The sequence below is a fragment of the Sphingomonas sp. PR090111-T3T-6A genome, assembly GCF_000383095.1.
In the GTDB taxonomy this organism is placed as follows: domain Bacteria; phylum Pseudomonadota; class Alphaproteobacteria; order Sphingomonadales; family Sphingomonadaceae; genus Solisphingomonas.
The window spans coordinates 518,052-542,236 of the sequence record NZ_AORL01000021.1; the positions used below are offsets into that span (position 1 = coordinate 518,052).

A 24,185-nucleotide genomic window follows, 5' to 3' on the forward strand; every position below is an offset into this window, starting at 1 on the left:
TCAGGCGACCGGCCGGTCCGGCGGTACGATCCACTCGTCATCGCCGCTCTTCACGCTGAGACGCTGGGCATCGTCCGCAAGGAAATCATGCGGGAAGCCGAGAGGGATCGCGCTCGCGGCGTCCAGTCGACGCAATTGGGCATCCGAGAGCGAGACGCCGGCTGCGCCCAGATTGTCGTGAAGCTGCTCCGTCGTGCGCGGCCCGACGATCGGGGTGATGCCACGCCCTATCTGCCACGCCAGAGCCACCTGTGAGGGCGACACGCCCAATTCCGTGGCGACATCGATCAGCGCATCCATCGTGGCCGTTTTGATAGCGTCGCTCTCGCGATGGACGACACGGCCGAAGCCCGTCGCCCGCCCCTCCTCGCCGCGCCGATATTTCCCGGTGAGCAGGCCGCCGCCAAGCGGCGACCAACTCGCGACGCCAAGGCCCAGCGCATCGGCCATCGGCAGAAGTTCCCGGTCGGCGCTGCGTTCGACGAGGCTGTATTCGATCTGGATGCCGATCAGCGGAGTCCAGCCGCGCAGCTCCGCCATCGTCGCCGCGCGGGCCACGCGCCATGCGGGAAAGTCCGAGAAGCCCGCGTAGAGAATCTTCCCTGCCCCTGCGAGATCGTCGAGCCCGCGCATGATCTCTTCACTCGCGGTCTCGCCATCGGGCATATGGACCCAATAGAGGTCGATCCTGTCGGTCCGCAGCCGGCGCAGGCTCTCCTCGACGGACAAGACCATGGCGCGGCGGCTGTTCCCGGTGGAGAGAGGCGTGCCGGCCATCCGCGCGCCCAGCGTATATTTGCTGGCCACCACGAACGCATCGCGATCCCGCGCCAGATATTCGCCGAGGATCGTCTCGGATTCGCCGAACTGGTAGGAATCCGACGTATCGATGAAATTCCCGCCCGCCGCGCCATAGGCGTCCAGCATCCGGAAGACCTCATCGCGAGGGGCGCCATAGCCCCATGCGGTGCCGAACAATGCGCCGCCCAGCGCGATCTCGGAGCATCGCAGGCCCGTGCCCCGGCCGAAGGATCGATAGCGCATCTGTTCAATCGGCCCGACGGACGTCTTCGGGCGCCTGTCCGAAATGATGGCCCATCACCCGACGCAGATGGCGTTCATCCGCGAAGCCGGCGGCAAGCGCCACCTCCGCCACAGACCGGCGCGAACCGCGCAGCAGATCGGTCGCTCGATCGAGCCGCCGTTCGAGCAGCCATTGATGGGGCAGCCGGCCGGTTGCCGCCTGGAAGCCGCGCTGGAATGTCGGCACAGACATATCGAGCGCGTCGGCGATCTCGATCATCGGCACCTTGCCATCCAGATCCGCGCTCAGCATCTCCTTGGCCCGCCGCTCCTGCGCCGGCGTGAAGGTGACCTTTGCGCGGCGCGGACGGATGGGACGGGTCGTGCCGTAGGCGTTCGAGAGATAGGCGACGAAGCTGATGATGATGTGGTCGACGAAGATCTGAGTCACCTCGTCGGGCCGCTCGAACGCGGGCAGCAACGCGAAACCGAGACCGCTCAGAACTCCATCGCTCACGCCGCTGCCGGGATCGCCGAGCAGAGTGTCGAGCGGCTTCTCCTCCTCCGTTTCGCGCAACACGTTCATCGTCTTGCGGGGCAGATAGAAGTGCAGATTATGAAAGGGGCTGACGCTGTTGACCATCGGCTCCTGCCGAAGATCGTAGATGCAGGTCGTGCCGGCCGTCAGCGCGGTCGTTCGGTGCGGGCGGCCAGCAAGCCAGAGATCGTGGGTCGGGCAATCCCGCAACTGAAGCGTGACGAGAAAGGCATCCTCCAGCGGGATCGGTGCGGTGAGGCCATTATTGGCTTCGTCGCAACGGATCTGCGTCACGGCGATAGGCGAAGCCCCCTCGGGATGAACCGCGAAGGAGGGCGCGCGGCGCAAACGGAAGCATTCGCCCAGATGATCGCCGTAAGGGCTGCCGGCGATGGGCTTTTCCATGGACACCCCTTAACTCCCAGCCTCGACGCCGCAGCTTCGCCGCCATGCACCGGGCGTCACACCGACGGTCTTGGTGAATACGCGGGTGAAATGGCTCTGGTCGGCGAAGCCGGACGAAAGCGCGATCTCGGTCAACGTCAGCCGGCGATCCTCCATCAGCATCTTGGATACCTGGATGCGACGATGGAGCAGCCACTGGTGCGGAGCGAGCCCCGTCGATTTCCGGAAAGCCCGGCCGAAATGCCCCGGGGAAAGGCCACATTGCCGGGCCACCTCGTCAAGCGAGACGCCGCCGTTGAGATTGGCCGCCAGCATCTCCTGCGCGCGCTTCTCCTGCCAGGCGGCAAGCCCGCCCTTCTTGTGGGCAGAGACCCGGCGAAGCCCGCCATAGGTCTGCGCGACATGGGCCGTCAGCGCGAGCGTCACATGGTCCAGGAACAGCTTGTTGACCTGCGCCGGGCAACTGAACGCCGAGAGCATCGACATGCCGAGATTGCGCACAACGCCGTCATCCACGCCGCCTCCGGGCGTGTAGCTGAGTTCATCGACCTTGGGAGCGTGCGCTTCCTCCGCGATCGCATCCAGCGCGCGCCGGGGAATGTAGAAATGCAGGGAGTGGAAGGGCTTGTCGATCAGGAAACGAGGATCGCGCTTCAGATCATAGAGGCAGGTCTCCCCTGCCCGCAGCGTCTGAACGGGAGTCTTGCGATCATTTTCCCAATAATGCTGGTCCGCATATTCGACGACTTGCAGGGCCACGAGATAGGCATCCTCCTTTGCGAAGGAGCCTGACAGATTATAGTCCGGCCGTTCGGAGCGCACCTCCGTGATCGCGACATCCGCGCGATGGAATATTCGAGTGAGCTGGTAGGGTGCGGTCTCAAGCCGCATTCGCTCCTCAAACGCAGGGCCATAAGCGCCTCGATCCATGAAGGCCCTCCTCACGTCCAGAAATCGGCCCCGAAGGCCGAATCTCACCGGCTCCGCCTAAGTCTACGCCGCTTACTCCACGAAAGTCGAAACATGCCTATTGGACGAGCCCGAACGCAGCAATTCGCCCCATTCCGGAACGGAGCCGTTTCTGTTCGGATTCGTCAAAAGCCGACCCTTTTAATCCACCGACGGACGAGCGCTTCTACTGGAACCTGATCCTTTGCCAGTCAGCCGGGGAAAGGCCGGTGGCGCGCAGGAACACCCTCTGGAAATGGAGTTCGTCGACAAAACCACAGGCGATGGCGATATCCGCGAACGTCAGCGAACCCTCACGCAGGAGATCCTTTGCCTGTTCGATTCGCCGTTCGAGGATCCATTGCAATGGCGATGCGCCGACCGTCTGCGCAAAGGCCTTGCTGAACTCGGCCATCGACATGGCATATTCCCTCGCCACCTCTTCCACGACGCTGCCATCCGCCAGTCGGCTCGCCATTTTCTGAAGAGCATGTGCAAGCTGCTCGGGCGACAGACGGCGTGTCACACGTCCCTCCCTGCCCATCCGCCTCTCCACCCAGGCGAAACGCCACACATCGCAAACGGCAGTCGGTCGTGGGACCGCCCCAAACTCCCGCCCTTCGCGATCATTCTGTGGAATGGCGTATCACGGCCTCGCGACGTCACGATTGCTCGTTAGCGAGGCCTGTTGCCGAAAAACGCCGAATTTAAGCGGGTGTCGATTTGTAACAGGCAGGTGATCGCTGACACGAAACGGCTCATCGAAGACGCAGCCTATCCGTGCCGCCGCATAGCCGTTGTTAAGAGAGTCTTCGCCCGACAAGCCTAGGTAGCCACCGGCAGCAGCCAGACCGCCACCACTCGAAATTGATGACAGCAAATGCAGATCGACCTCGCCACCCTCTATGATCTGGCCATCGGAACGCTACTGGTCGGCTTCGGGATGACCTTGTGGGAACGTCACGCTCATCCTCGGCGCCGCCGCGTGCTGAACAGTTGGGCGACGGGCTATCTGGCGCTGGCTCTTGGCTGTGTGGTCGCGATATTCCGATCCGCTATGCCCGCCGAGTCCGGCTGGGTGCTGGCCAATCTCATCATCGTCGCCGGCTATCTGCTGATCCTTGACGGCGTCGCCAGGCTGAACGGCCAGACCTATCGGACAAGCTCGATCCTGGTGCTCATTGTGCTCGCTTTGTCGTGGTGGATCGGAGGAATGCGGCTTCGCCAGATCTTCTGGGATCATGTCGCCGCTGTTCCGATCGCGCTGGTGAGCGGCGCCACGGCGTGGGAACTGGTGCGCAATCGGACGCTCGTACGGCTGCGTTCGCGTCCCGTGGTCGCGGCCATCGCCGGCGGGCATTGTCTTTTCTATGCCGTGCGGGCGTTCGTGATGCCGGTGGTCGCGGCGATCTACGGGCCGGACGTGCTTCCCATCTTCGGGAAGATCACGATGTTCGACGGCGTGCTCTATTCGGTCGCCATGCCGATGGGTTTGCTGGCGCTGATCCGCGAGGAAGCGCAGGAGCGATTGATCGCCGTGTCGCGCACGGATCACCTGACGGGGCTCGGCAATCGCCATCAATTCTTCGAGGATGGCGCCCGGTTGCTTGCGAGACATGGCCCCGATACCCCCCTTTCGCTCCTTGCCTTCGACCTCGACCATTTCAAGGCGATCAACGACCGCTTCGGCCACGCAACGGGCGATATGGTACTGAAGGCCTTTGCCCGGGTGGCGCGTGAGATATTGGGCCCGGACGCCATCCTTGCCCGACTTGGTGGCGAAGAGTTCGCGGCGCTCTTGCCGGGGCGCCCGATCCACGCCGCCAAGCATCTCGGCGAGAAGGTCGCGCAATATTTCTCGGAGGCGGCAGTGGATGGCAGCGAGCCCGATGTCCGGGCCACCGTCAGCATCGGCGTCGTCCAGCGAGACCGCGACGCTCAGGATCTGACCGAGCTTCTGTCCGCCGCCGATCGAGCCCTCTATCGGGCCAAGACGCTCGGCCGGAACCGTATCGAGGTAGCAAGGCCGGCCAATCTTGTCGTCCCGGATGACTCTCGCCGCTCCGCTCGGGGGGCGTGACCGATCCGATTGTCCCGGACGGCAGCACCCGTTACGCATTCGGCATGACGAAGAGCCTCCACTTCACCGCCCTCGCCCTGTCCATCCTGCTCGCAGCGTCCGCGACGGCGAAGGCTCCGTCCTCCGCGGCCGTCACGCCGATGACGCCGGACGTGGTAGCGAGCTATGACGAGGTCCGCCCGGACGCGAACTATATCAAACGCGTCATCATGGTCCCGATGCGGGATGGGGTGAAGCTCTACACCGTCATCGTCATGAAGAAGGGTACGTCGAACGCCCCCATCCTCCTCTCGCGCACGCCATACGACGCCAAGGGCTCCACCGCGCGCACCGCCAGCCAGAAGATCACCGAGATACTGCCGGCGATGGACGCCGAGTTCGTCAACGACAATTATATCCGCGTCTATCAGGACATCCGTGGCCTGCACCATTCCGAGGGTGAGTTCGTCATGACCCGGCCGATCATCGGCCCGCTCAACCACACCAAGGTCGACGAATCCACCGACGCCTATGACACGATCGACTGGCTGGTGAAGCACGTGCCGGAAAGCAACGGCAAGGTGGGCGTGATCGGCAGCTCCTATCTCGGTTTCACGACGTTGATGGCGGAGATCAACCCGCATCCCGCGCTCAAGGCCGCCGTGCCGCAGAGCCCGATGGTCGACACCTGGATCGGCGACGACGATTTCCACAACGGCGCCTTCCGCGTCGGCAGCCTCGACTATTTCGTCGAGCAGAGCACCGGCAAGGCGGAAAGCGGCGCCAGCATCCCGCGCGGCGCGGGCGACGATTACAGCGCCTATCTGGAGGCAGGCTCGGTCGGCGACTTCGCCCGCAAATGGGGGATCGAGAATTACCCCTCCGTCCGCAAAGTGATGGAGAACCCGGCCTATACCGACTTCTGGTCGCTCCAGGCGGTGGACAAGTGGATGGCCGCGCGTCCGCTCACGGTGCCGACCATGCTGGTCGTCGGGCAGTGGGATCAGGAGGACAGCTATGGCGCGCCCGCCGTCTATCGCGCGCTGGAGCCCAAGGACAAGAACAACGATATGGTGTCGCTGGTCATCGGGCCGTGGCGCCATTCGGGCGTGAACCATTATGGCTATGACTTGGGCGCGCTGACCTTCACCGGCGACACCGCACGCGAGTTCCGCGTCAAATATCTCAAGCCCTTCTTCGATCATTATCTGAAGGGTGCGCCCGACCCGCATACCCCGCCGGTGCTCACCTATGCCACCGGCGAGAATCATTGGGACGTGTCGCCCAAATGGCCGATGGGCGCCGCGACGCCGCTCTATCTGGACGCGGATTTCCGCGCCGGCTTCGGGGCGCCGGGTGCGGAGGGGCATGACGATTATGTATCCGACCCGTCCAAGCCGGTCCCCTTCCTACCCCGCCCGGTGAACATGGCGGCGGGCGATCAGTGGAAGACCTGGCTAGTGCACGATCAGCGCTTCGTGGACGGCCGACCGGACGTGCTTTCCTATCAGACCGAACCGCTCGCGAGGCCGGTGCACATCATGGGCGCGCCGCAGGTCAATCTGTTCGCGGCTACCTCGGGCACGGACAGCGACTGGGTGGTGAAGCTGATCGACGTCGCGCCGAACACCACGCCCGAAGGCGAGGATCAGGGATCGAAGCCGGCCCGTCCGGGCTACGAGCTGCCGGTCGGCATCGAGATCTTCCGTGGCCGCTATGTTCACAGCCTGTCCCAGCCGGCCGCGCTGACACCGGGGCAAGCGGAGAATTATCGCTTCAGCCTGCCCAATGTGGACCATGTGTTCCTGCCAGGCCACCGCATCATGGTGCAGGTTCAGTCGAGCCTCTTCCCGCTCTATGATCGCAATCCGCAGACTTATGTGGACAATATCTTCAACGCGAAACCGCAGGATTATCGGGCCGCCACGCAGAGTATCTATCATGGCGGCGCGCGGGCCAGCTCTATCCTTCTCCCGATCGTGAGCGACGAGGAGAGCAAGGCGACGGCCGCCGCCGCACGCTGATGCGGCAGCAGAGCGGCTCGATAGAGATCATCCCACGCGCCATAGCCTGGCGCACGGTGGTGGGCCGGGCCCGGCGCTCATAACGTCACTTGAGGCCAGCCGCCAAAGCCACGCTGCCGACGATGGGTAATCGTCGATCGTATTCGATCGGCCTCAAATCGGCCGATCATCAGCTAACCATCAGGTCTTCATCCTCCCGGACAGAGCCGGCAACGGCGCAAAAGGTGGCCGGCACGTCGATCGTGCCGCCGGGACAGGAGACATGGACATGCTTATCCATAAGGTCACCATGTTTGTCGCCATCGCTTTCGCCGCCGTTGCTCTCGCGAGCGCACCCACGCGTGCGACGACCCCGGAGAGCAACTTGCGCTCCGTGCGCTATGCAGACCTTGATCTCTCGACCGCCGCGGGCCTCAGGACGCTACATCACCGGATCGCCGCCGCAGTGGAAGCCGTGTGCGGCTCTTATGCCGGTACGGAAAGTGACGCCATGGCGGATGAGAATGATGAGATCACGCAATGCCGCGCGGCGACCAAGACTCGGCTGAATGAACAGTTGCAGGCCGTGATGGCTGTGGAAAACCAGATAGCATTCGTCCGCTGAGAGGCAGAGGCGATCGGACTGCTCCGGTGGCCTGTGGGTCTGCAACGGAATCCTTTCCGAAGCCTTCCGATCAGTCAGCGCCGGAGGCCTTGCGGTAGGCATGGGCGTGGAGTGTCGCCAGTGCCTCCCGCGTTCCCGCGCAAGGACCGGCAGCGGCAAGGGCGATCACAGCGGGGCGCGCCATGTCGATGCCGACCCGCGCCAGCCCGTTCTGACCGAAGCGCTCCAGCACGGCGCGCGCACCGGCGGGATGCGGAGCCCATTTGCCTCGATAGCCGAAATAGACCGGGCTATGGCCGCCTTGTTCGAGGTTGAAGAGATCGTGCAACTCGCGCCCCCGATCCCCGTTTCGCGCGACGAGGCGGCAGTCGGCGCGCTCGGCTCGTACCGCGGGCACCGACAGATCGCGATCCAGCGTGACGCGAAATCCTATCGCCGTCAGCCGGTCGGCGATGTCACCGTTCAGCCGCTCGCCATCCACCTGTGCGGAATGACGCTGCAACCAGATCTTGGGCGAGACGGACATCACCACCAGCGCGGTCGCCAGCAGCGCGTTACCGAGCCAGTTCGGCACGGATTCCTCCGAAGATGATCGCGCCGGCGGCCACGAAGCTCAATACGCCGAACAAGGCCCCTCCCCAGCCCGTATGGAGCAGGTCGAAATATTGGGGAAAGCGGGCCAGTGCTGCCAGGCGCAACACGTTCACCATCGCCATGGCGAGCGCGGCCATCACGCCAGTCATCACCATTCGGCGCGTGTAGCGGAGGCGCAGCATCTGCGTCAGGGTGATGAACAGCAACACCGCCAGCGACATGTTGTGCACCGAAGAGCAGCCGAGCGCGACATAGAGGCGGCCTCCGCCGTGCAACTCCACAACATTGCCCTGCACCGGCGTCCCGGCGACCAGCCCCGCCAGCCGCGCATCCAGCCCGAGCAGTTCCGGCCCCATCAACGCCAGCAGGAAACGGCCCCAGATGAGGGGACCTGTCAGGGCCAGCATCACGATCGCCATGCGGCGCGCTGCACTTCGGTCGGGCGACGTGAAAGCCAGATAGACGCCATTGAGCAGCAGCCCGATGGCGGCAGCGAAGTTGAAGGGAATGAAGCTCAGAGCCAGCACGAGCGTGCAGACCGTCCGATCCATGCGCCTCGGTTCCGCCGGCTCGCCTTCCTGTGCGATGACGAACAGGCCGTAGACGGCGAACCACACGATCGCGCTGACGCCGCCGAGATCGAGAAGAGCCTCAATTACTGGCTTGGTGCTGAAAGCGGTCGCGATCTTGCCGGCAAAGCCGTTGATCGCGGCCACGCCGGCGCTGATCGCGAAGAGTGCCGGCCTCGATAGAGCCGGCACCCTCATCCATCGCAAAGGAGTTCGCGCCTGGCCGATCGCAGACGGCGGGCTCATTTCCGCTTACTTGCGGAGCTTGCGCAAGCCGTATCCGATTGCTCCAAACGCCAGCAGCCCAAGTCCGGCGATCGGCGCGGGCGTGCCGCGGGAGCCGCCTCCGCCACCATGCCCCCCTCCTTCATGGCCGCCGCCGCCCCCGTCGCGGCCTCCCCCGCCTTCGTGATGGCCACCGCCTTCGTAACCCCCGCCACTTTCATGGCCACGATCACCCCCGCGATCGCGGTCTTCCTTGCCTGCATGTTCGGCGCCGCGATCTCGCCCGCCGAAATAGTCACCTCCGCCGTCGCGGCCAGTATCCTTGTCGGCCAGCGCGGGAGTGGCAGTCAGCACCACCGTCAGGAACGACAGCGCAAGTGCACGGCTAAAACCTCTGTTCATGGCGACCTCACCCATTGGCGGAGTGCGGACAGGGGAGGTGCTCCCGCCGATGAGACCTCTCATTCAGGACTGTAGGATAGAGGGACGTGCCGGTGATCTATCGGGCGATATACGCCGGAGGGATAACCGGCTTTCCCGCCCCCCGCCGACGATCTTCCCACTCTCGCGATGCTTGCGAATCCGCACTTTTCGGCTCCGGAACGATCGGAACCCGACCATGCTCCGACCAGATAACGCGTTGGTATTAGCCCCGACGGAGCGATTACGCGCGGATGTGCCGCCCTTAAGATCGGCATCCGACATATCGAGGCGGGGTCACCACGGAACGCACGCTCCCATCCACGGGCGACATGCGCGCAACGCCCTCCTTCCGTGCGCGGCGCAACCCGATGGGCCGGGCTTCGCGCATCGCGATCTGGCGCCCGGTCCAGCGGCTCAGGGCAGCCCTCGCGGACATCTTCTACGATGCCCAGCCGGAAGACCTGATCAACGTCTCTCGCCTTCTCACGTCATCCTTCGCGCTGATCGCGGTGTATCTCGATCCAACCACCCCGACGATGGATGTCGAGGAAAGCTACACGATCCTGATCGCCTATGTGCTCTTCTCGATCGGAGCCGCTCTCTTCCTGAACCGGCGGCCAGGGCAGCATCTGCTCCATATTGCCACCACCTCGGTGGACGTCATCATACTGGGACTGCTGGCACATTATTCCGAAGAGCTGGAAAGCCCCTATTTCGCTTTCTTCACCTTCACGCTGGTGACGGCCGCGATCCGATGGGGATGGCGCGGCGTGCTGGCCACGGCCTGCGCCCTGCAATGCCTGCTGCTCATCGTCGGCATTCCCGATCTTCAGGATGGCGGCCCTTCGGCGCTCAACGTCCTCATCATGCGCTCGGTGTTCTGCTGGGTCACGATGCTGATGCTCGGCTATTTCGGGAGCTATCGCGCCCGCAGCGAATATCGACTGAGCAAGCTCGCCGCCTGGCCGCACGACATCATCACCGAAGACAATCGGCCCTGGCTGTCCGCCTCCCTGCAACATGCTTCCAATGTGCTCGGCACGCACCGGATCGTCGTCATTTGGCAGGATCATGACCAGCAGACCGCTGAACTGGCGTGGTGGACGGGAACGGAGTGCCGCTTCGCGGAGGGGATCACGCTTCCCCCGGGCATCCTCCGTCCGTCCGAGGACGCGCTGCCCACCGACATCAAGGATCGCGAATATCGCGATCGGCTGGAGCTGCTCAACGCGGCGCTTCCCCGGATATCGGACGATCTGCGGGACCTGCTGCATGTCGACGGCGATCAGACCATCCACTTCGCGACGTTCCGCAGCATCCGTTACTGCGGCAGCGTGATCGTCATCAATCCGGCGTTCCGGGACGAGAATATCGGCGCCCTGACCAAGATCATCGCGTCGCGCATCGCGCTGATGCTGGAGCAGTTTTCGCTGATTGGCGAACTGGCTTCCGCGGCGGGTCTGCGCGAACGGATGCGTCTGGCGCGCGATCTGCACGACAGCGTGCTTCAGGATCTGACGGCGGCGGTCCTCCAGCTAGAGGCGGCGGTGAAGATCCCACCGGCGGAAGCGAGCGGCACGCTCATGAGGATACAGGGGCTGCTTCAGGCGCAGCAGCGGCGCCTGCGGCATTTCGTGAACGACAGCCGCCGTCAGCGTCCGCCGAGCCACGGTCTGGCCGAGCAGCTTCAGGCCTTCGTCGAACCCCTTGGCAGCCAGTGGAACTGCAACATGCGCATCGACGTGAGCCCTCCCGATCTCGATGTCGCCGACGACATCGCGACCGAGTTGTGCCTCGCGCTATCGGAGGCGACGGCCAACGCGGCCAAGCATGGCGCAGCCGACACGGTGATCATCACGGTGATGCAGCAAGGGCAGGAATTGCTCGTCGAGATTTCCAACGACGGCGCGCCTTGCGCCTCCTATCCGAAATCGACCTCGCTCGGCCGGCGGGTTGAGGAGATGGGCGGTGTCATCGCCATCGCCGATCGGAGCAGCGGTTTCTCGCTGAAGATGACGATTCCCATGGACAGGCCACGGCGATGACCTCGCTGCTCCTCTGCGACGATCATCCGCTGATCGTCGGCGGGCTGCGCGCGCTGATCGGAGGTCATCCGAACTATGAGATCGTGGGCACCACCTGCTCGGGCGAGGAGGCCCGGCGTCTCCTCGCCCGACAGCCGCCCGACATCGCCCTTCTCGACATATTGATGCCGGAGATCACAGGCATCGACCTGCTGAAATGGATTAATCGCGAGCGCTTGCCCGTGAAGGTCGTCCTGTTGACGGCGAGCATCTCGGATGCGGAGATCATCGATGTCATCGCCGCCAACGTTGCCGGCATCCTGCTCAAGGAGAGCGCGTTCGAGACGCTGATCCACTGCCTCGACACGGTGGCCAGGGGGCGGCGCTGGCTGCCGCCGGACCTTGTGCAGCCGGCCATCGCACGGAGCCGTTCGGTCGGCCGGGACGCATCGCCCTACGACCAGCTCACCCGACGGGAAGCCGATGTCGCCCGGCATATCGTCGAGGGTCGTTCCAATCGCGACATCGCCTCAGCCTTGGGCATTTCCGAAGGCACGGTGAAGATCCACCTCCACGCGATCTATTCGAAGCTCGGCGTCGACAATCGCACGGCAGTCGCCGTCATGCTCATGCGGCGGGAGCCGAGGAAAGCGATCGTCGAACGGATCGCGCTATGATCCGCCGTCCCTACCATTCCGGATGCCTCCTTAGGGTTATATCGCGGGATAGATTTCCGGGGTGCGGTTCCGATCTAGGGTTCGCGCATGGTCACGCGATAGCGCAGTCCGCGCTGGGCGGGCGGGCAGACGGGGGGCCGGCAGGATCGGAGCGGCGCGATTGGCAAGGCGGGGGCATCCGCATGGGAAGCTGCGCGCCGCTCCGAAGAGAGATCAGCGACGTTCCGCGAACGACCCGGATGGGGGGCACGCCGTGACGCATAACCTGTCGATCGAGGCTCCGGTAACACCCCCTGCGTGGGGAACCATGTCGGCCGACTTGGCGGTTCAGTCGCATCAGCAGCAGACATGCCAGTATTGCGGCGACACGCTCCATGTCACCTGGGCGGACCTCGGGCTCCAGCCGCTCGCCAACGATTATCGCCCGGATGCCACCGCTGCCCGGCGCGAGCCGGTGTTCCCGCTCCACGCACGCTTCTGCACGTCCTGCTACCTCGTGCAGGTAGGTTCGGCGGTGCCGAAGGAGGCAATATTCTCCGATTATGCCTATTTTTCCTCCTATTCCGCGAGCTGGCTGGAGCATTGCGCCCGTTATGCGGAAGCGATGATCGCGCGCTTCGGGCTGGGACCGTCCAGCCTTGTCGTCGAGATCGCCAGCAACGATGGATATCTTCTCCAATATTTCGCGCGGGCGGGCATTCCTGTGCTGGGGATCGATCCGGCCGAGAACATCGCCCGTGTCGCCATTGCCGCCGGCATCCCCACCGAGGTCGCCTTCTTCGGCGCGGAGACCGCCGCCGACCTGACGCGCCGCGGGATCAGGGCCGATCACATCTCCGCCAAGAATGTGCTCGCTCATGTGCCAGACATTGCCGATTTCGTGCGCGGCATCGCCATCCTCCTGAAGGACCAGGCGGTTTTCACGGTCGAATTTCCCCATCTTCTGCGCACGATGCTGGGGCTTCAGTTCGACCAGATCTATCACGAGCATTTCAGCTACCTGTCGCTGATCGCGGTCAAGCGTATCTTCGAGGATCAGGGGCTGCGCATCTTCGACGTGGAGCAGCTTCTCACGCATGGTGGCTCGCTCCGTGTCTATGCCTGCCACAGGGGGGCAGCCCACGCCGAGACGGAACGGGTGGCGCAACTCCTCCATGCCGAACAGGAAGCCGGTCTTCATCGGGAAGAAGCCTATCTGGGCTTCGAGAGGAATCTGAAGCGCGTCCGGCAGGACTTTCTGGACTTCATCGCATCGCTGCGCGTGTCGGGGAAGACGATCATCGGCTATGGCGCTGCGGCCAAGGCCAATACCTTCCTCAACTATTGCGGCGCGGGTCCGGAGACGCTCGCTTATATCGCCGACCGAAGCCCGTCGAAGATCGGGCATTTCATGCCGGGAAGCGGGATCAGGATCGCGCAGATCAGCGAGATCGAACGGACACGCCCCGATTACGTCCTCATCCTGCCGTGGAATCTCCGGCAGGAAATCGTCGGCGAACTCGGCTTCATCCGTAGCTGGGGCGGTCGGTTCGTGACGGCCATCCCGGCCATCGAAATCTTCTAGGTCGACATGAACCGGGTGCTCGTCACCGGAGCAAACGGCTTCGTCGGATCGGCGACCATCGCCCCTCTCCGCGCACTGGGCTGCGAAATCCATTGCATCGGCCGCACCATGCCGGACGCGCCGGATATCCTTTTCCATCCGCTCGACCTGCTCACCGAAGACCCGATGGACCATCTCCGGGCGATCGCGCCGACGCATCTGCTCCACGCCGCCTGGCATGGCGATCGGGCGTCGATCTGGAACGCCCCGGAGAATACGCTCTGGATCGATGCGACGCTGCGCCTGCTCCGGGCTTTCGCGCGAAGCGGCGGAAGGCGCGCCGTCCTGGCGGGCAGCGCAGCCGAATATAGCTGGCGACAACCTTATCTTGATGAACAATGCACCCCTCTGGAGCCCGTCACGGCCTATGGCCAAGCCAAGCGGGACCTGTTCCTTGCTATCTCAGGCGGCGAATTTTCCGGTCTGTCGATCGGTTGGGGACGGCTCTTCTGGCTCTTCGGCCCCGGCGACAAGGCGGACAAGTTGCTGTGCCACGTCATCGATGCGCTAGCTGAGGGGCGACCGGTCCGTTGCACGGCAGGCCACCAAGTCCGGCCGTTCATCTATATCGAGGATGCGGCCCGTGCGTTGATCGCGCTGTTGTTTTCGCGTGTCGAAGGGGCCGTGAACATCGCGCTGGAAGAGGTGGCGTCGATCCAGACGGTCGCGATGACGGCCGCCCGATATCTCGGCGCCCCCCAATCGATCAGCTTCGGCGAGCGGGAGATGCGGCAGGGCGAGCCGGACGAGCTGCGCGCTTCCGTCGACCGCCTTCGGAGGGAAGTCGGCTTCCTCCCGCGATATTCCATTGCCGAAGGAGTTCACAGGACGGTGAGCGAGAGGATGATGCACGTGCATCATCGTCCGCTACCCGGCCACATCGCCGTCCCCTGCTATACGCAATAGCCTGCCGTCGATCGCGTCCGTCTGCCGTAGTTTACCCGTGGCTGATCGAGGAAGAAGCGCGATGCCCGTCATCACCATCGTCTCGCCCTGCTATCAGGAGGAGGATAATGTCGAGCGGTGCTACGAAACCGTAAGGTGCCTCTTCGAGGAGGCCCTTCCCGGCTATCAGCGCGAGCATATCTTCGCCGACAATGCATCGACCGACGCGACCGTCACCATCCTGCGCGGCATCGCGGAACGCGATCCGGCGGTCAAGGTGATCGTCAATGCCCGGAACTTCGGGCTCTTTCGTTCGACCTTCAACGCCCTCAAATATGCCAGCGGCGATGCGATCCTGCTGATGCTGCCCGTCGATCTCCAGGACCCGCCGGAACTGATCCCCGAATTCGTCCGCCTGTGGGAGCAAGGATATCAGGTGGTGGCGGGCTCTCGCGGAGATCGCGAGGAAGGCGCGGTCATGCGCGCTGTCCGCGGGCTGTTCTATGGCATCGTGAACCGGCTGGCGGATTTCGAAATTCCCGAAAATGTCGGTGAGTTCCAACTCGTCGACCGCCGGGTTCTGGCCGCGGTTCTCGCTCACCACGATCAATATCCTTATATTCGCGGTATCGTCGCCGCTGTCGGCTTTCGGCGGATCATCGTCCCCTATCGCTGGGCAAAGCGGGAACGGGGACGCTCGAAGCTCCGGCTGCTGTCGCTGATGGATCAGGCGCTCAACGGGATCTTCGCCTTCTCCAGCGCCCCGATGCGCGCGGCGACGCTGGTGGGCTTCACCCTTTCCGGCCTGTGCATCCTCTATGCCCTGATGATCTTCGCCGCTTATTTCATCTCGCCGGTGCATGTGCCGCGCGGAACCACCACCCTGCTCGTGGCGGTGCTCTTCCTGTCGGGGGTGCAGATCGCCTTCACGGGAATGCTCGGCGAATATGTGACCGCGATCCATGCGCAGGTCCGCCGTGGTCCGGCCGTCGTCGAACAGGAGCGGATCAATATCGCGGACGAGCCAACGCCGCTTGGGCAGATCGAAGTGACCGGCCTGACGGAAGCGAGAAAGACCTCCAACGCCCGCTGGCCGAGCCGATAGCGCTCGGCCAGACAAGACGGCCACCGCCTCCCGCCTCTGTGAGGCCGGGCCGGTGCGGACTCGCGCTTAACCGTGCCAGGGCGAACTGCGGATGACGTGGCAGAAATTGCCGCGATGGAAGTGCGGCTCCTTGTCGGCGATGACATCCGCCTTCACGTTGCCGAACGTCGTATCCGGCTTATGCTTGATGCCGTCGTAGAAGGCCTGGATGATGTCCTCCTTGAATGCCGGCGTACGCGGGAAGGCGTGGACCACGGCATCCCGTTCCGCATCCGAATATTCGGCATAGGCCAGACCGAGCACATCCATCTCCACGCCGGCCGTCAGAAGGGACACGACGGGATGCATGTGGACCGGAACCCCCGGCGTGGTGTGCAGGGCGATCGCCGTCCAGACGGTGTAGGCGTCCGCTTCCGAAATCCCCTGACTGCGCAGGAAGTCGCGCGCGGCATGGGCACCGTCGACTTCGAACCGCTCATGCGCGCTGGAATGGCTCGGCATCAGCCCGACGTCATGGAACATCGCGCCTGCATAGAGCAGTTCCCGATCGAAGGTGAGGCCGCGGCGCAGCCCCGCCAGTGCACCGAAATGGTAGACGCGGCTGGAATGGTTGAAGAGAAGCTCGGTCTCGGTGTCGCGGACGAACTCGGTGATCGCCCGTGCGAGCTTGCTGTCGGGGATGGCGGCGGCTGAATCGATCTTCGACATGGCTAGTCCTCCAACGATGTTGCGAGGCTCTTTCTATCGCGGATCGGATGTGGCATTTTATGATGCACAACATCATTTTCTGCCAAATCACTTCAGATACGGACTCAAGCGATGAAAGCTCGGCGGATCGGGATTTTGGCGATCGAAGGCGTCCAGCTCCTCGATGTAGCGGGCCCCGCTGATGTGTTCGCGGAAGCCAATGTCCGGGCCGGGCGGGCGGAATATGAAGTGCGGGTGCTCGCAGCGACGCCGGGAACGATCCGCGCCTCATCGGGTATGCGTCTGACGCCGGACGATGTCCTCGGGCAGGGACATCCTCCCTTCGACACCTTGCTTGTCGCAGGTGCGCCTCATCTCGATCGACGGGCACGGGACGAGCGTCTGCTCGATCGCTTGCGCATCGAGGCCATAGCGGCACGGCGTTTCGGTTCGGTCTGCACCGGGGCTTTCCTTCTGGCAGAAACCGGCTTGCTCGATGGCCGGCGGGTGACGACGCACTGGGCGATCGCCGATCGATTCGCACAGGCCTTTCCGGCGGTCATGCTGGAAGCAGACGCCATCCATGTCCGCGACGGACCCGCCCGAACGGCCGCCGGCGTGACGGCGGGCCTCGATCTGGCGCTGGCGCTTGTCGAAGAGGATCTGGGGCCTGATCTGGCGCGACAGGTGGCGAGCCAGCTCGTCATGTATTTCCGTCGTCCGGGCGGGCAGCTTCAATATAGCCGGGAACGACACGCCGCGCCTGCCGGACGATCGGCGCTGCAAGACGTGCAGCGCTGGGTGATCGCCCATCCCGAAGCCGATCACGGCGTTCCTGAACTGGCGGAACGGGCCGGCATGAGCCCGCGCCATTTCGCGCGCCTGTTCCGCAGCGAGGTTGGCGCCACGCCCTCGGCCTGGGTTGAGAGCGTGAGAGTGGAGGCCGCGCGCCGATTGCTCGAAGCCGGGCATCCGCCGAAGCTCGCAGGATCGCAATCCGGCTTTCGCGACGTGGAAACCTTCCGACGGGCGTTCCAGCGCCGGCTGGGCGTGTCTCCGGCCACCTATCGCAACGGACATGCTGCGAATCCAGCGCCGGCGATAGCCAGCTAGCCTGCCCGTCAGTGCGTCAGGACGAAGGGAATGCGGACCTTGCCCTGCACCATGACCGGCTCGCCATTACGGACGATCGGGGCCCAGCGCCACTTGCGGACGGCGGCCAGCGCGGCCTGATCGAGCCGGTCCGAGCCGCTGCTTTCCGCCACGGAGATCGTCGACACCGAGCCGTCGGTCGAGAGGATCAGGGCGAGCACCACGGTGCCCTGTTCATGCCGCCGCCGGGATTCCAGGGGATAGCTCGGCGGCTTGGCGAAGATCATCCTCGATGAAAGATCGCCCCCATCGGCGACGGCTGGCGCTGGGGCCGGGATCGGTGCCGGAGGCCCTGCCGGTGCAGCGGGCGGCGGCACGACCACCGGAGGAGCGGCAACCGGTGCCGTCGCAAGCGTAGGCGGCGGCGCGGAAACGGCCACGATCGGGGGTGGCACGACGATCTGCGGATGAACCGGCGTCGGCTCGACGCGCGGCTGAACGCTCTGCCGGTGCGGCGGTGGCGGTGGCGTCGTGGGCAGCGTGATCATGAGGAGCTTTTCAGCCTTCCTCGGTACCACACCGACATTCATGTAGAGCAAAGCCGAAACCAGCCCGCCCACCATCAGCAGCGAACCGATCGCCGCCGGACCGAACGCCCGCGCGGAAGGCTGATAGGTCGAGCGGGGCTGCGGCGCCGTGAAGCCATGCGGGTCGGCCAGCGATCGCACGTCGGCCGGGGCCTTTCGAGCCTCTTCCGCGTCGAATGGCGGCGATGCTGGCCTGATATCGAGAATAGCCGCTTCCCCTGAACTCAGGGCCAGCTCCCCAGCTTGACCCGTGACGCTAATGCGATCCATTCGCATACTCCGTCGATCACCTTCCGTCGAGTGCAAGTTCGCGAAGACGCGGATCGGATTGTTGGGACAACCACTGATCCATCTGCGCCATGAAGCGAGGCGTGGCGGTCTCGGGCACGCGCCGGAGCCAGACGAGCGCTTCCTCGATCCGGCCATCCTCGATCAGCATCCGGGCATGATTGAACCGGCCACGGAAATCGCCCCCTTCCGCCGCTCGCGCATAATGGCGAGCCGCCATCGTGCGATCTGCCGGAGCCACCCAGCCATCTTCATGGAAGCTGCCGACCATGTTCATCGACTTGGCATGGCCCTTTGCCGCAGCGTCCCGGAAAAGCCCCAGCGCGCGCGGCAGATCCTGTGCGACGCCCTCCCCCAACGACAGCAGGGTCGCGAGATTGTAGAGCCCCCAATCGAGACCGCGATCAGCCGCGGCCTCATACCATTGAGCCGCCTTCGCCTTATCGACCGAGGTGCCCCAGCCATGCTCCAGGCAACGGCCCACCATGTTCATGCCCATGGGATGCCCGGCCTTGGCCGCCTCGCCGAACCAGCGCAGCGCCTCCTCCGGGCGATGGGACACCCCTCGGCCGTCGAGCAGCATTTGCCCAAGCAGGAGCTGGGCTTCGACCGCGCCGCCTTCGGCCGCCGTGCGCAGCAGAGGTGCAAGCTCCTCGGGCGGCCCGGAAAGCGCGGTCCGGAGCGCATCCGCGTTCATGCGATTGAGCGTTTCGAGATCGGTCATGGTCTGGTCCTGCGGGGCGACACGCTGGCGTGCGCCACCCCGCTCGATGTGCCTCAGTAACGGACGCTGAGCGTGCCGATCACGGTCCGCCCCGCCGCCTGGTGGGCATAATGGGTCGGATAGGTCTGATCGAAATAGCGCTTGTTGGTGAGATTGAGCGCATTCAGACGCAGGCCGATCTGATCGGTGAGCTGGTAGGAGGCGTTGGCGTCGAAACGCCAGTAGTCGGGCACATAGGTGGCGCGCGTCTTGGTGATGACCACCGCACCGTTCTGGATGGTGCGCTGATCCGTGAAGCTGCCATAGACCTTTGCCATATAGATCACGCCACCGCCGACGGTCAGCTTGTGCGTCACGTTGTAGTTGGTGAAGGTCGTGAAGCTATGCTTGGGCGTGTTCGGGAACGGATGTCCCGTGGCCGCGGCCGGCGCCGTCAGCGTGACGCCGTTCACGGTCGTCGCCGTCAGGCCGGCATCGAGCACCTTTGACGGCATATAGACGTAGCCGCCGAAGACGTTCCATTCCGGCGTGATGTTGCCGTTGTAGGAAAGCTCCACGCCCCGGATGCGCTTGGTGCCGAGATAGGAGAGCGTGCCGTCCGGATTGGTGGTTCGGGCGTTGGCGGTCCGGGTCTGAAACAGATCGAGCGTCAGCGCGAGGTTGTTGTCGAACAGATCCCACTTGGTGCCGACCTCGTAAGACGTCGTCTTCTGCACCTTGAAGGTGTTGGGATCGATGTTGGCCGTGGTGAGGGCATTATCTTCCGAGCCCTGCGACAGGAAGGACCCCGGCGGGATCGCCGAACGCGACGTCGAGAAGTAGATGCTGCCGTTGGACATCGGCTTGACGACGACGCCCGCCTGATAGGTCCACAGATTGTTTTTCTTGTTGATCCACGTCCGCCGCGTGGTCGCCGTCGCGGTGAGGCCGGCGCTGGCGCTCGTCGAGAAGCGATCGTAACGGCCGCCCAGATTGAACAGCAGCCAGTCGGTGACCGTGATCGTGTCGAACAGCGAGGCGGAGTAGTTGCTCGCGTGCGACAGCGTCTGGGTCTTGGGCAGGCTCTTCACGATCGGCGTCGGGGTGGTCGACGTGTCCGACGTGTAGCTGACCCACGGATCATAGGGATTGGGATTGCCGACCGAGGTGCAATAATAGCGCGCGACGGTATCGGCATTGCAGCGCGGATTGATCGTCGAGCCGGTGGCGATGGCCGTGCCGGTCGCGGCGTTCGACACGAACGCGCCATAGGCTGACTGCTGCCAGTTATATTCGAGGCTGCCGGTGATGCTGTGCTTGATGCCGCCGGTCTCGAACTTGCCGCTGAGATCGGTCTGGTTGGTCAGCCCCTCATAATAGCCATAGCGCGTGTTGGCACGGCGCCAGACCTGGCCGGTATTGCCGACATTGCCCTGGGAATCGTCCGGCAGTGTCCAGACATAGCCCTGATAGGTGTGCGAATAACGCGAGGTATTGCGGATGACGAAGCCGTTGCCGAACTCATGCTGGAAACGCATCGTGGCTTCGTTGACGTTGGTCTTGCGGAAGTCGCGGTCGACGAGGCCGTAGAAGGCGTTGCGCGGCACGTCGATGGTCTGTCCGTCGATCGTGGTATAATGCGACACGGGACGGACCTGCGTCACGCCGGCAGGCTCGTTGCCGATCGTATAGGTGAAGGGGATGCCGGAATCGGGCAGCTCGCTGGTGTGGAGATGGTAATAGTCGAAGGTGAGGCTCGTCGGGCCGTTCAACCCGAAGGTCACCGACGGCGCCACGCCCCAGCGCTTCTGATAGATCGGCCCGCGTCCCGCGACACCCTGATCGTGATACATCGCGTTGAGGCGCACGCCGATGAAGTCGTTGAGCGGCTGATTGATATCGATGGTCGCGCGCTTGTAGTCATCGCTGCCGTAGCTGCCCTCCGCCTGGATGAAGCGTTCGGACGTCGGGCGCTTGCTGATGATGTTGATCGAACCGCCGGCATTGCCGCTGCCGTTGGTGACGCCGTCCGAGCCCTTCACCACCTCGATCGAGGCGACATCGAAAGTCTCGCGGGTCGAGGCTCCGATATCGCGCACGCCGTCGAGATAGAGCGAGTTCTGGCTGTCGAAGCCGCGGATGAAGGGGCGATCGCCGAGCGGATTGCCGCCCTCGCCGGCACCCATGGTGATGCCGGGGATGGTGCGAAGCGCCTCGGTCAACGTGGTCGATGCCGTGTCCTTCAGCACCTGCGCGGGAATGACCGTGATCGAGCGCGGCGTATCGACCAGCGGCGCCGTCGCCTTCGGCGAATCCAGCCGGTCAGTTTTGTAGCTGCCCTCGTTGATCGCCGTATCGGTGACAGTGACACCGCCGAGATTGGTCGACTTGTCCCCTTCCGCCTGGGCGGATTGCGCATGGGCCGGGAATGCCGACGAAATCATGCCGACGCAGCCGAGCGCCAGATAACTGGCTCCGGAGGTGCGGGATCGGAGAGCGGATGACGACATGAGAGCCCCTTGTTGCATTCAATTTTCAATAGCAGGGCTGCTCTTATTGAAAATGGCTCGCATTAGTCAACTCTCGTTCATCTCCGATCGCACGGATTTTTTGCGGGCGTTGCCCAGCGGGCAGCTTCCCGCGGACCCGCAGCATCGGCTTGCCCTGCACGACCACCCTCGGGGGTTGCCAAGCGACCCGGAACGCGCTTTGGCCTATGGCAATCAATAGAGGATGCCATGGCCGAACCCACCATCACCCCGCTCGACTGGGCGGACCCCTTCGACCTTTCCGACCAGCTCACCGACGAGGAGCGCCTCGTCCGCGACACCGCTTATGGCTATGCGCAGGACAAGCTGCTCCCGCGCGTGACGTCGGCCTACCTCGACGAGCGCTTCGATCGGGAGATCATGAGCGAGATGGGCGAGCTTGGCCTGCTCGGCGCAACGATCCCGCACGAATATGGTGGGGCGGAGCTTGGCTATGTCGCCTATGGTCTGATCGCGCGCGAAGTGGAGCGCGTGGACAGCGGCTACCGCTCTGCGATGTCGGTGCAGTCGTCGCTCGTGATGCACCCGATCTATGCCTATGGCTCCGAGGAGCAGCGGAAGAAATATCTGCCGAAACTCGCGACCGGCGAGTGGATCGGCTGCTTCGGCCTGACCGAGCCGGATGCCGGCTCCGACCCTGCCGGAATGCGCACCCGTGCCACCAGGATCGATGGCGGCTATCGCCTCGACGGCACGAAGATGTGGATCACCAATTCGCCGATCGCCGATCTCGCGGTGGTGTGGGCGAAATCCGACGCGCATGGCGGCAAGATCCGCGGCTTCATCGTCGAGCGCGGCGCCAAGGGCTTCTCCACGCCCAAGATCGAGGGCAAGTTGTCGCTGCGGGCATCGATCACCGGCGAGATCGTGCTCGACGGCGTCGAGGTGGGTGAGGATGCGCTGCTCCCGAACGTCGAAGGCCTGAAGGGCCCGTTTGGCTGTCTCAACCGCGCGCGCTACGGCATCGGCTGGGGCGCGATGGGGGCGGCCGAGGCCTGCTATGCGGCCGCCCGCTCCTACACGCTCGATCGCAAGCAGTTCGGCACGCCGCTCGCGGGGCGCCAGCTCGTGCAGCTCAAGCTTGCCGATATGATGACCGAGATCGGCCTCGGCCTCCAGGCCTCGCTCCGCATCGGCCGCCGGATGGAAGCGGGCGTGCTCCAGCCCGACCTCATCTCGCTCGCCAAGCGCAACAATTGCGGCAAGGCGCTCGCCATTGCACGCGTCGCGCGCGACATGCATGGCGGCAACGGCATTTCGGCCGAGTTCCATGTCATCCGTCATGCCGCCAACCTCGAAACGGTGAACACCTACGAGGGCACGCACGACATCCACGGCCTGATCCTCGGCCGTGCGATCACCGGGCTCGCGGCGTTCTGAGGTGACGATCGAACCGCACGCCCCCAAGCCATTGGAGGGCGTGCGCGTCCTCGAACTGGCGCGTATCCTCGCCGGGCCATGGTCGGGGCAATTGCTCGCCGACCTCGGCGCCGAGGTCATCAAGGTCGAGCGCCCGGTGGAGGGGGACGATACCCGCCACTGGGGGCCGCCCTTCCTCACCGATCCATCGGGCGGTTCGCTCGATGCCGCCTATTTCCATGCGACCAACCGGGGCAAGCGATCGATCGCGATCGACATCGCCTCACCCGAGGGACAGGCGGAAGTCCGTGCGCTGGCCGCGCGCGCCGACGTGGTGATCGAGAATTTCAAGGTCGGCGCACTGGCGAAATACGGCCTCGACCATGCCGGCCTGTCGGCGGTCAATCCGCGCATCATCACCTGTTCGATCACCGGCTTCGGCCAGACCGGCCCCTATGCGAGCCGCGCGGGCTATGACTTCATCGTGCAGGCGATGGGCGGCGCCATGTCGCTCACCGGCGAGCCTGACGGCGCCCCCCAGAAGGCCGGCGTCGCCTATGCCGATATCTTCACCGGCCTTTATGCGACCGTCGCCATCCTCGCGGCGCTGCGCCGGTGCGACGACACCGGACAGGGCGCGCACATCGACATGGCATTGCTGGATTCGCAGGTAGGCGTGCTGGCCAATCAGGCGCTCAACTTCATGGCGAGCGGTGTCGCGCCCAACCGCATGGGCAACGCGCATCCGAACCTCGTGCCCTATCAGAGCTTCCGCACGGCGGACGGCGACATCATCGTCGCCGTGGGCAACGACCGCCAGTTCGCGAAGTTCTGCACGATCCTCGGGCTCGACGCCCTGGCAACGGATGAGCGCTTCCGCACCAACGCTGGCCGTGTGACCAACCGGGCCGTGCTGATCCCGATGCTGGCGGACGCAACGGCGGTCTGGACGCGCGCGACGCTGGCGGCGCGGCTGGAGGCCGAGGGCGTGCCCGGCGGGCCGATCAACCCTCTGGATGCAGTGTTCGCTGACCCGCAGGTCGTGGCGCGTGGCATGGCCATTGCCTCGCCGGGGCCGGATGGCCTGCTTCCCGGTCTCGCCAGCCCGATCGTGATCGATGGCGAGCGCCAGAACGCAAACCGCGCCGCTCCGCGACTGGACGCGGACGGCGCGGCGATAAGACGCGAACTGGAAGGGGGCCGGTGAGGCCCCC

22 protein-coding genes are annotated in these 24,185 nt (G+C 64.4%); 11 read left to right on the top strand and 11 right to left on the bottom strand.

Annotation, left to right across the window (positions count from 1 at the left end; all coding sequences use genetic code 11):
- From ST3T6A_RS0112570 to ST3T6A_RS20120, 4 genes are all read right to left on the bottom strand, one after another.
- The gene (locus tag ST3T6A_RS0112570; protein ID WP_019833287.1) at nt 1-1,044 is read right to left on the bottom strand and encodes an aldo/keto reductase; all 1,044 of its coding nucleotides are present in this window, start codon (nt 1,042-1,044) and stop codon (nt 1-3) included.
- Nucleotides 1,045-1,048: 4 nt separating this feature from the next.
- Nucleotides 1,049-1,966, bottom strand: coding sequence for a helix-turn-helix domain-containing protein (locus ST3T6A_RS20115; protein ID WP_019833288.1), 918 nt, complete (start codon nt 1,964-1,966; stop codon nt 1,049-1,051).
- Between the two features lie 9 nt (nt 1,967-1,975).
- A complete protein-coding gene (locus ST3T6A_RS0112580) occupies nt 1,976-2,857 on the bottom strand; it encodes a helix-turn-helix domain-containing protein (RefSeq protein WP_019833289.1) in 882 nt (293 codons plus the stop codon).
- A 244-nt stretch (nt 2,858-3,101) separates the two neighbouring features.
- On the bottom strand, nt 3,102-3,440 hold the full coding sequence (locus ST3T6A_RS20120) for a helix-turn-helix transcriptional regulator (protein ID WP_162140536.1): 339 nt from the start codon (nt 3,438-3,440) through the stop codon (nt 3,102-3,104).
- Nucleotides 3,441-3,794: 354 nt separating this feature from the next.
- On the opposite strand from ST3T6A_RS20120, the gene ST3T6A_RS0112590 reads away from it, so the two are divergent.
- The 3 genes from ST3T6A_RS0112590 to ST3T6A_RS20130 all read left to right on the top strand — a co-directional run bounded on the left by ST3T6A_RS0112590 (nt 3,795) and on the right by ST3T6A_RS20130 (nt 7,601).
- Nucleotides 3,795-4,994, top strand: coding sequence for a GGDEF domain-containing protein (locus tag ST3T6A_RS0112590; protein ID WP_019833291.1), 1,200 nt, complete (start codon nt 3,795-3,797; stop codon nt 4,992-4,994).
- 44 nt (nt 4,995-5,038) lie between these two features.
- Nucleotides 5,039-6,997, top strand: a complete 1,959-nt coding sequence (locus ST3T6A_RS20125; RefSeq protein WP_051103472.1) for a CocE/NonD family hydrolase — start codon at nt 5,039-5,041, stop codon at nt 6,995-6,997.
- A 262-nt stretch (nt 6,998-7,259) separates the two neighbouring features.
- Nucleotides 7,260-7,601, top strand: a complete 342-nt coding sequence (locus tag ST3T6A_RS20130; protein WP_019833293.1) for a UrcA family protein — start codon at nt 7,260-7,262, stop codon at nt 7,599-7,601.
- Between the two features lie 70 nt (nt 7,602-7,671).
- Here the strand turns inward: ST3T6A_RS20130 and ST3T6A_RS0112605 are convergent, their stop codons facing one another.
- Genes ST3T6A_RS0112605 through ST3T6A_RS21535 form a run of 3 tightly spaced genes read right to left on the bottom strand, consistent with a single transcriptional unit; the run spans nt 7,672 to nt 9,391 of the window.
- The gene (locus tag ST3T6A_RS0112605; RefSeq protein WP_019833294.1) at nt 7,672-8,175 is read right to left on the bottom strand and encodes a hypothetical protein; all 504 of its coding nucleotides are present in this window, start codon (nt 8,173-8,175) and stop codon (nt 7,672-7,674) included.
- Nucleotides 8,156-8,956: an exosortase/archaeosortase family protein gene (locus ST3T6A_RS0112610; RefSeq protein ID WP_019833295.1), complete on the bottom strand. Its 801-nt coding sequence runs from the start codon at nt 8,954-8,956 to the stop codon at nt 8,156-8,158. Before ST3T6A_RS0112610 ends, ST3T6A_RS0112605 begins: the two co-directional genes overlap by 20 nt.
- A 60-nt stretch (nt 8,957-9,016) precedes the next feature.
- Nucleotides 9,017-9,391 (bottom strand): hypothetical protein, encoded by a 375-nt coding sequence (locus tag ST3T6A_RS21535; RefSeq protein ID WP_157602819.1) that lies wholly within the window; start codon nt 9,389-9,391, stop codon nt 9,017-9,019.
- Nucleotides 9,392-9,741: 350 nt separating this feature from the next.
- Here ST3T6A_RS21535 and ST3T6A_RS0112620 point away from each other — a divergent pair, with 350 nt between their 5' ends.
- The 5 genes from ST3T6A_RS0112620 to ST3T6A_RS20145 all read left to right on the top strand — a co-directional run bounded on the left by ST3T6A_RS0112620 (nt 9,742) and on the right by ST3T6A_RS20145 (nt 15,706).
- Nucleotides 9,742-11,457 (top strand): sensor histidine kinase, encoded by a 1,716-nt coding sequence (locus tag ST3T6A_RS0112620; protein WP_019833297.1) that lies wholly within the window; start codon nt 9,742-9,744, stop codon nt 11,455-11,457.
- A complete protein-coding gene (locus tag ST3T6A_RS20135; RefSeq protein ID WP_019833298.1) occupies nt 11,454-12,113 on the top strand; it encodes a response regulator in 660 nt (219 codons plus the stop codon). The genes ST3T6A_RS0112620 and ST3T6A_RS20135 overlap by 4 nt, the downstream gene beginning before the upstream one ends.
- 307 nt (nt 12,114-12,420) lie before the next feature.
- On the top strand, nt 12,421-13,677 hold the full coding sequence (locus ST3T6A_RS0112630; RefSeq protein WP_019833299.1) for a class I SAM-dependent methyltransferase: 1,257 nt from the start codon (nt 12,421-12,423) through the stop codon (nt 13,675-13,677).
- Between the two features lie 6 nt (nt 13,678-13,683).
- Nucleotides 13,684-14,622: an NAD-dependent epimerase/dehydratase family protein gene (locus ST3T6A_RS20140; RefSeq protein ID WP_019833300.1), complete on the top strand. Its 939-nt coding sequence runs from the start codon at nt 13,684-13,686 to the stop codon at nt 14,620-14,622.
- 61 nt (nt 14,623-14,683) lie between these two features.
- The gene (locus ST3T6A_RS20145; RefSeq protein ID WP_019833301.1) at nt 14,684-15,706 is read left to right on the top strand and encodes a glycosyltransferase; all 1,023 of its coding nucleotides are present in this window, start codon (nt 14,684-14,686) and stop codon (nt 15,704-15,706) included.
- 66 nt (nt 15,707-15,772) lie between these two features.
- Here ST3T6A_RS20145 and ST3T6A_RS0112645 read toward each other — a convergent pair whose 3' ends face one another.
- On the bottom strand, nt 15,773-16,414 hold the full coding sequence (locus tag ST3T6A_RS0112645; RefSeq protein WP_019833302.1) for an HD domain-containing protein: 642 nt from the start codon (nt 16,412-16,414) through the stop codon (nt 15,773-15,775).
- Nucleotides 16,415-16,525: 111 nt separating this feature from the next.
- Here ST3T6A_RS0112645 and ST3T6A_RS0112650 point away from each other — a divergent pair, with 111 nt between their 5' ends.
- Complete coding sequence (locus ST3T6A_RS0112650; protein ID WP_037538403.1) at nt 16,526-17,506, top strand: GlxA family transcriptional regulator; 981 nt, start codon at nt 16,526-16,528, stop codon at nt 17,504-17,506.
- 8 nt (nt 17,507-17,514) lie between these two features.
- On the opposite strand, the gene ST3T6A_RS20150 is transcribed toward ST3T6A_RS0112650, so the two are convergent.
- Genes ST3T6A_RS20150 through ST3T6A_RS0112665 form a run of 3 tightly spaced genes read right to left on the bottom strand, consistent with a single transcriptional unit; the run spans nt 17,515 to nt 21,507 of the window.
- Nucleotides 17,515-18,342 (bottom strand): energy transducer TonB, encoded by an 828-nt coding sequence (locus ST3T6A_RS20150; RefSeq protein ID WP_157602821.1) that lies wholly within the window; start codon nt 18,340-18,342, stop codon nt 17,515-17,517.
- A gap of 16 nt (nt 18,343-18,358) precedes the next feature.
- A complete protein-coding gene (locus ST3T6A_RS0112660) occupies nt 18,359-19,084 on the bottom strand; it encodes a tetratricopeptide repeat protein (RefSeq protein WP_019833305.1) in 726 nt (241 codons plus the stop codon).
- 53 nt (nt 19,085-19,137) lie between these two features.
- Complete coding sequence (locus ST3T6A_RS0112665; protein ID WP_019833306.1) at nt 19,138-21,507, bottom strand: TonB-dependent receptor; 2,370 nt, start codon at nt 21,505-21,507, stop codon at nt 19,138-19,140.
- A 294-nt stretch (nt 21,508-21,801) separates the two neighbouring features.
- On the opposite strand from ST3T6A_RS0112665, the gene ST3T6A_RS0112670 reads away from it, so the two are divergent.
- Both ST3T6A_RS0112670 and ST3T6A_RS20155 read left to right on the top strand, forming a co-directional pair.
- Nucleotides 21,802-22,992 carry an acyl-CoA dehydrogenase gene (locus ST3T6A_RS0112670; RefSeq protein WP_019833307.1) on the top strand — a complete coding sequence of 397 codons (1,191 nt, stop codon included), beginning with the start codon at nt 21,802-21,804 and terminating at the stop codon, nt 22,990-22,992.
- 1 nt (nt 22,993) lies between these two features.
- Nucleotides 22,994-24,178 (top strand): CaiB/BaiF CoA transferase family protein, encoded by a 1,185-nt coding sequence (locus tag ST3T6A_RS20155; protein WP_235785793.1) that lies wholly within the window; start codon nt 22,994-22,996, stop codon nt 24,176-24,178.
- The last annotated feature ends 7 nt before the right edge of the window (nt 24,179-24,185 follow it).

Bases quoted from the DNA above. Each gene is read 5' to 3' on its own strand.
- ST3T6A_RS0112570 (WP_019833287.1), bottom strand. From the start codon at position 1,044: ATGCGCTATCGATCCTTCGGCCGGGGCACGGGCCTGCGATGCTCCGAG.
- ST3T6A_RS20115 (WP_019833288.1), bottom strand. From the start codon at position 1,966: ATGGAAAAGCCCATCGCCGGCAGCCCTTACGGCGATCATCTGGGCGAA.
- ST3T6A_RS0112580 (WP_019833289.1), bottom strand. From the start codon at position 2,857: ATGCGGCTTGAGACCGCACCCTACCAGCTCACTCGAATATTCCATCGC.
- ST3T6A_RS0112590 (WP_019833291.1), top strand. From the start codon at position 3,795: ATGCAGATCGACCTCGCCACCCTCTATGATCTGGCCATCGGAACGCTA.
- ST3T6A_RS20125 (WP_051103472.1), top strand. From the start codon at position 5,039: ATGACGAAGAGCCTCCACTTCACCGCCCTCGCCCTGTCCATCCTGCTC.
- ST3T6A_RS20130 (WP_019833293.1), top strand. From the start codon at position 7,260: ATGGACATGCTTATCCATAAGGTCACCATGTTTGTCGCCATCGCTTTC.
- ST3T6A_RS21535 (WP_157602819.1), bottom strand. From the start codon at position 9,391: ATGAACAGAGGTTTTAGCCGTGCACTTGCGCTGTCGTTCCTGACGGTG.
- ST3T6A_RS0112620 (WP_019833297.1), top strand. From the start codon at position 9,742: ATGCGCGCAACGCCCTCCTTCCGTGCGCGGCGCAACCCGATGGGCCGG.
- ST3T6A_RS20135 (WP_019833298.1), top strand. From the start codon at position 11,454: ATGACCTCGCTGCTCCTCTGCGACGATCATCCGCTGATCGTCGGCGGG.
- ST3T6A_RS0112630 (WP_019833299.1), top strand. From the start codon at position 12,421: ATGTCGGCCGACTTGGCGGTTCAGTCGCATCAGCAGCAGACATGCCAG.
- ST3T6A_RS20140 (WP_019833300.1), top strand. From the start codon at position 13,684: ATGAACCGGGTGCTCGTCACCGGAGCAAACGGCTTCGTCGGATCGGCG.
- ST3T6A_RS20145 (WP_019833301.1), top strand. From the start codon at position 14,684: ATGCCCGTCATCACCATCGTCTCGCCCTGCTATCAGGAGGAGGATAAT.
- ST3T6A_RS0112645 (WP_019833302.1), bottom strand. From the start codon at position 16,414: ATGTCGAAGATCGATTCAGCCGCCGCCATCCCCGACAGCAAGCTCGCA.
- ST3T6A_RS0112650 (WP_037538403.1), top strand. From the start codon at position 16,526: ATGAAAGCTCGGCGGATCGGGATTTTGGCGATCGAAGGCGTCCAGCTC.
- ST3T6A_RS20150 (WP_157602821.1), bottom strand. From the start codon at position 18,342: ATGGATCGCATTAGCGTCACGGGTCAAGCTGGGGAGCTGGCCCTGAGT.
- ST3T6A_RS0112660 (WP_019833305.1), bottom strand. From the start codon at position 19,084: ATGACCGATCTCGAAACGCTCAATCGCATGAACGCGGATGCGCTCCGG.
- ST3T6A_RS0112665 (WP_019833306.1), bottom strand. From the start codon at position 21,507: ATGATTTCGTCGGCATTCCCGGCCCATGCGCAATCCGCCCAGGCGGAA.
- ST3T6A_RS0112670 (WP_019833307.1), top strand. From the start codon at position 21,802: ATGGCCGAACCCACCATCACCCCGCTCGACTGGGCGGACCCCTTCGAC.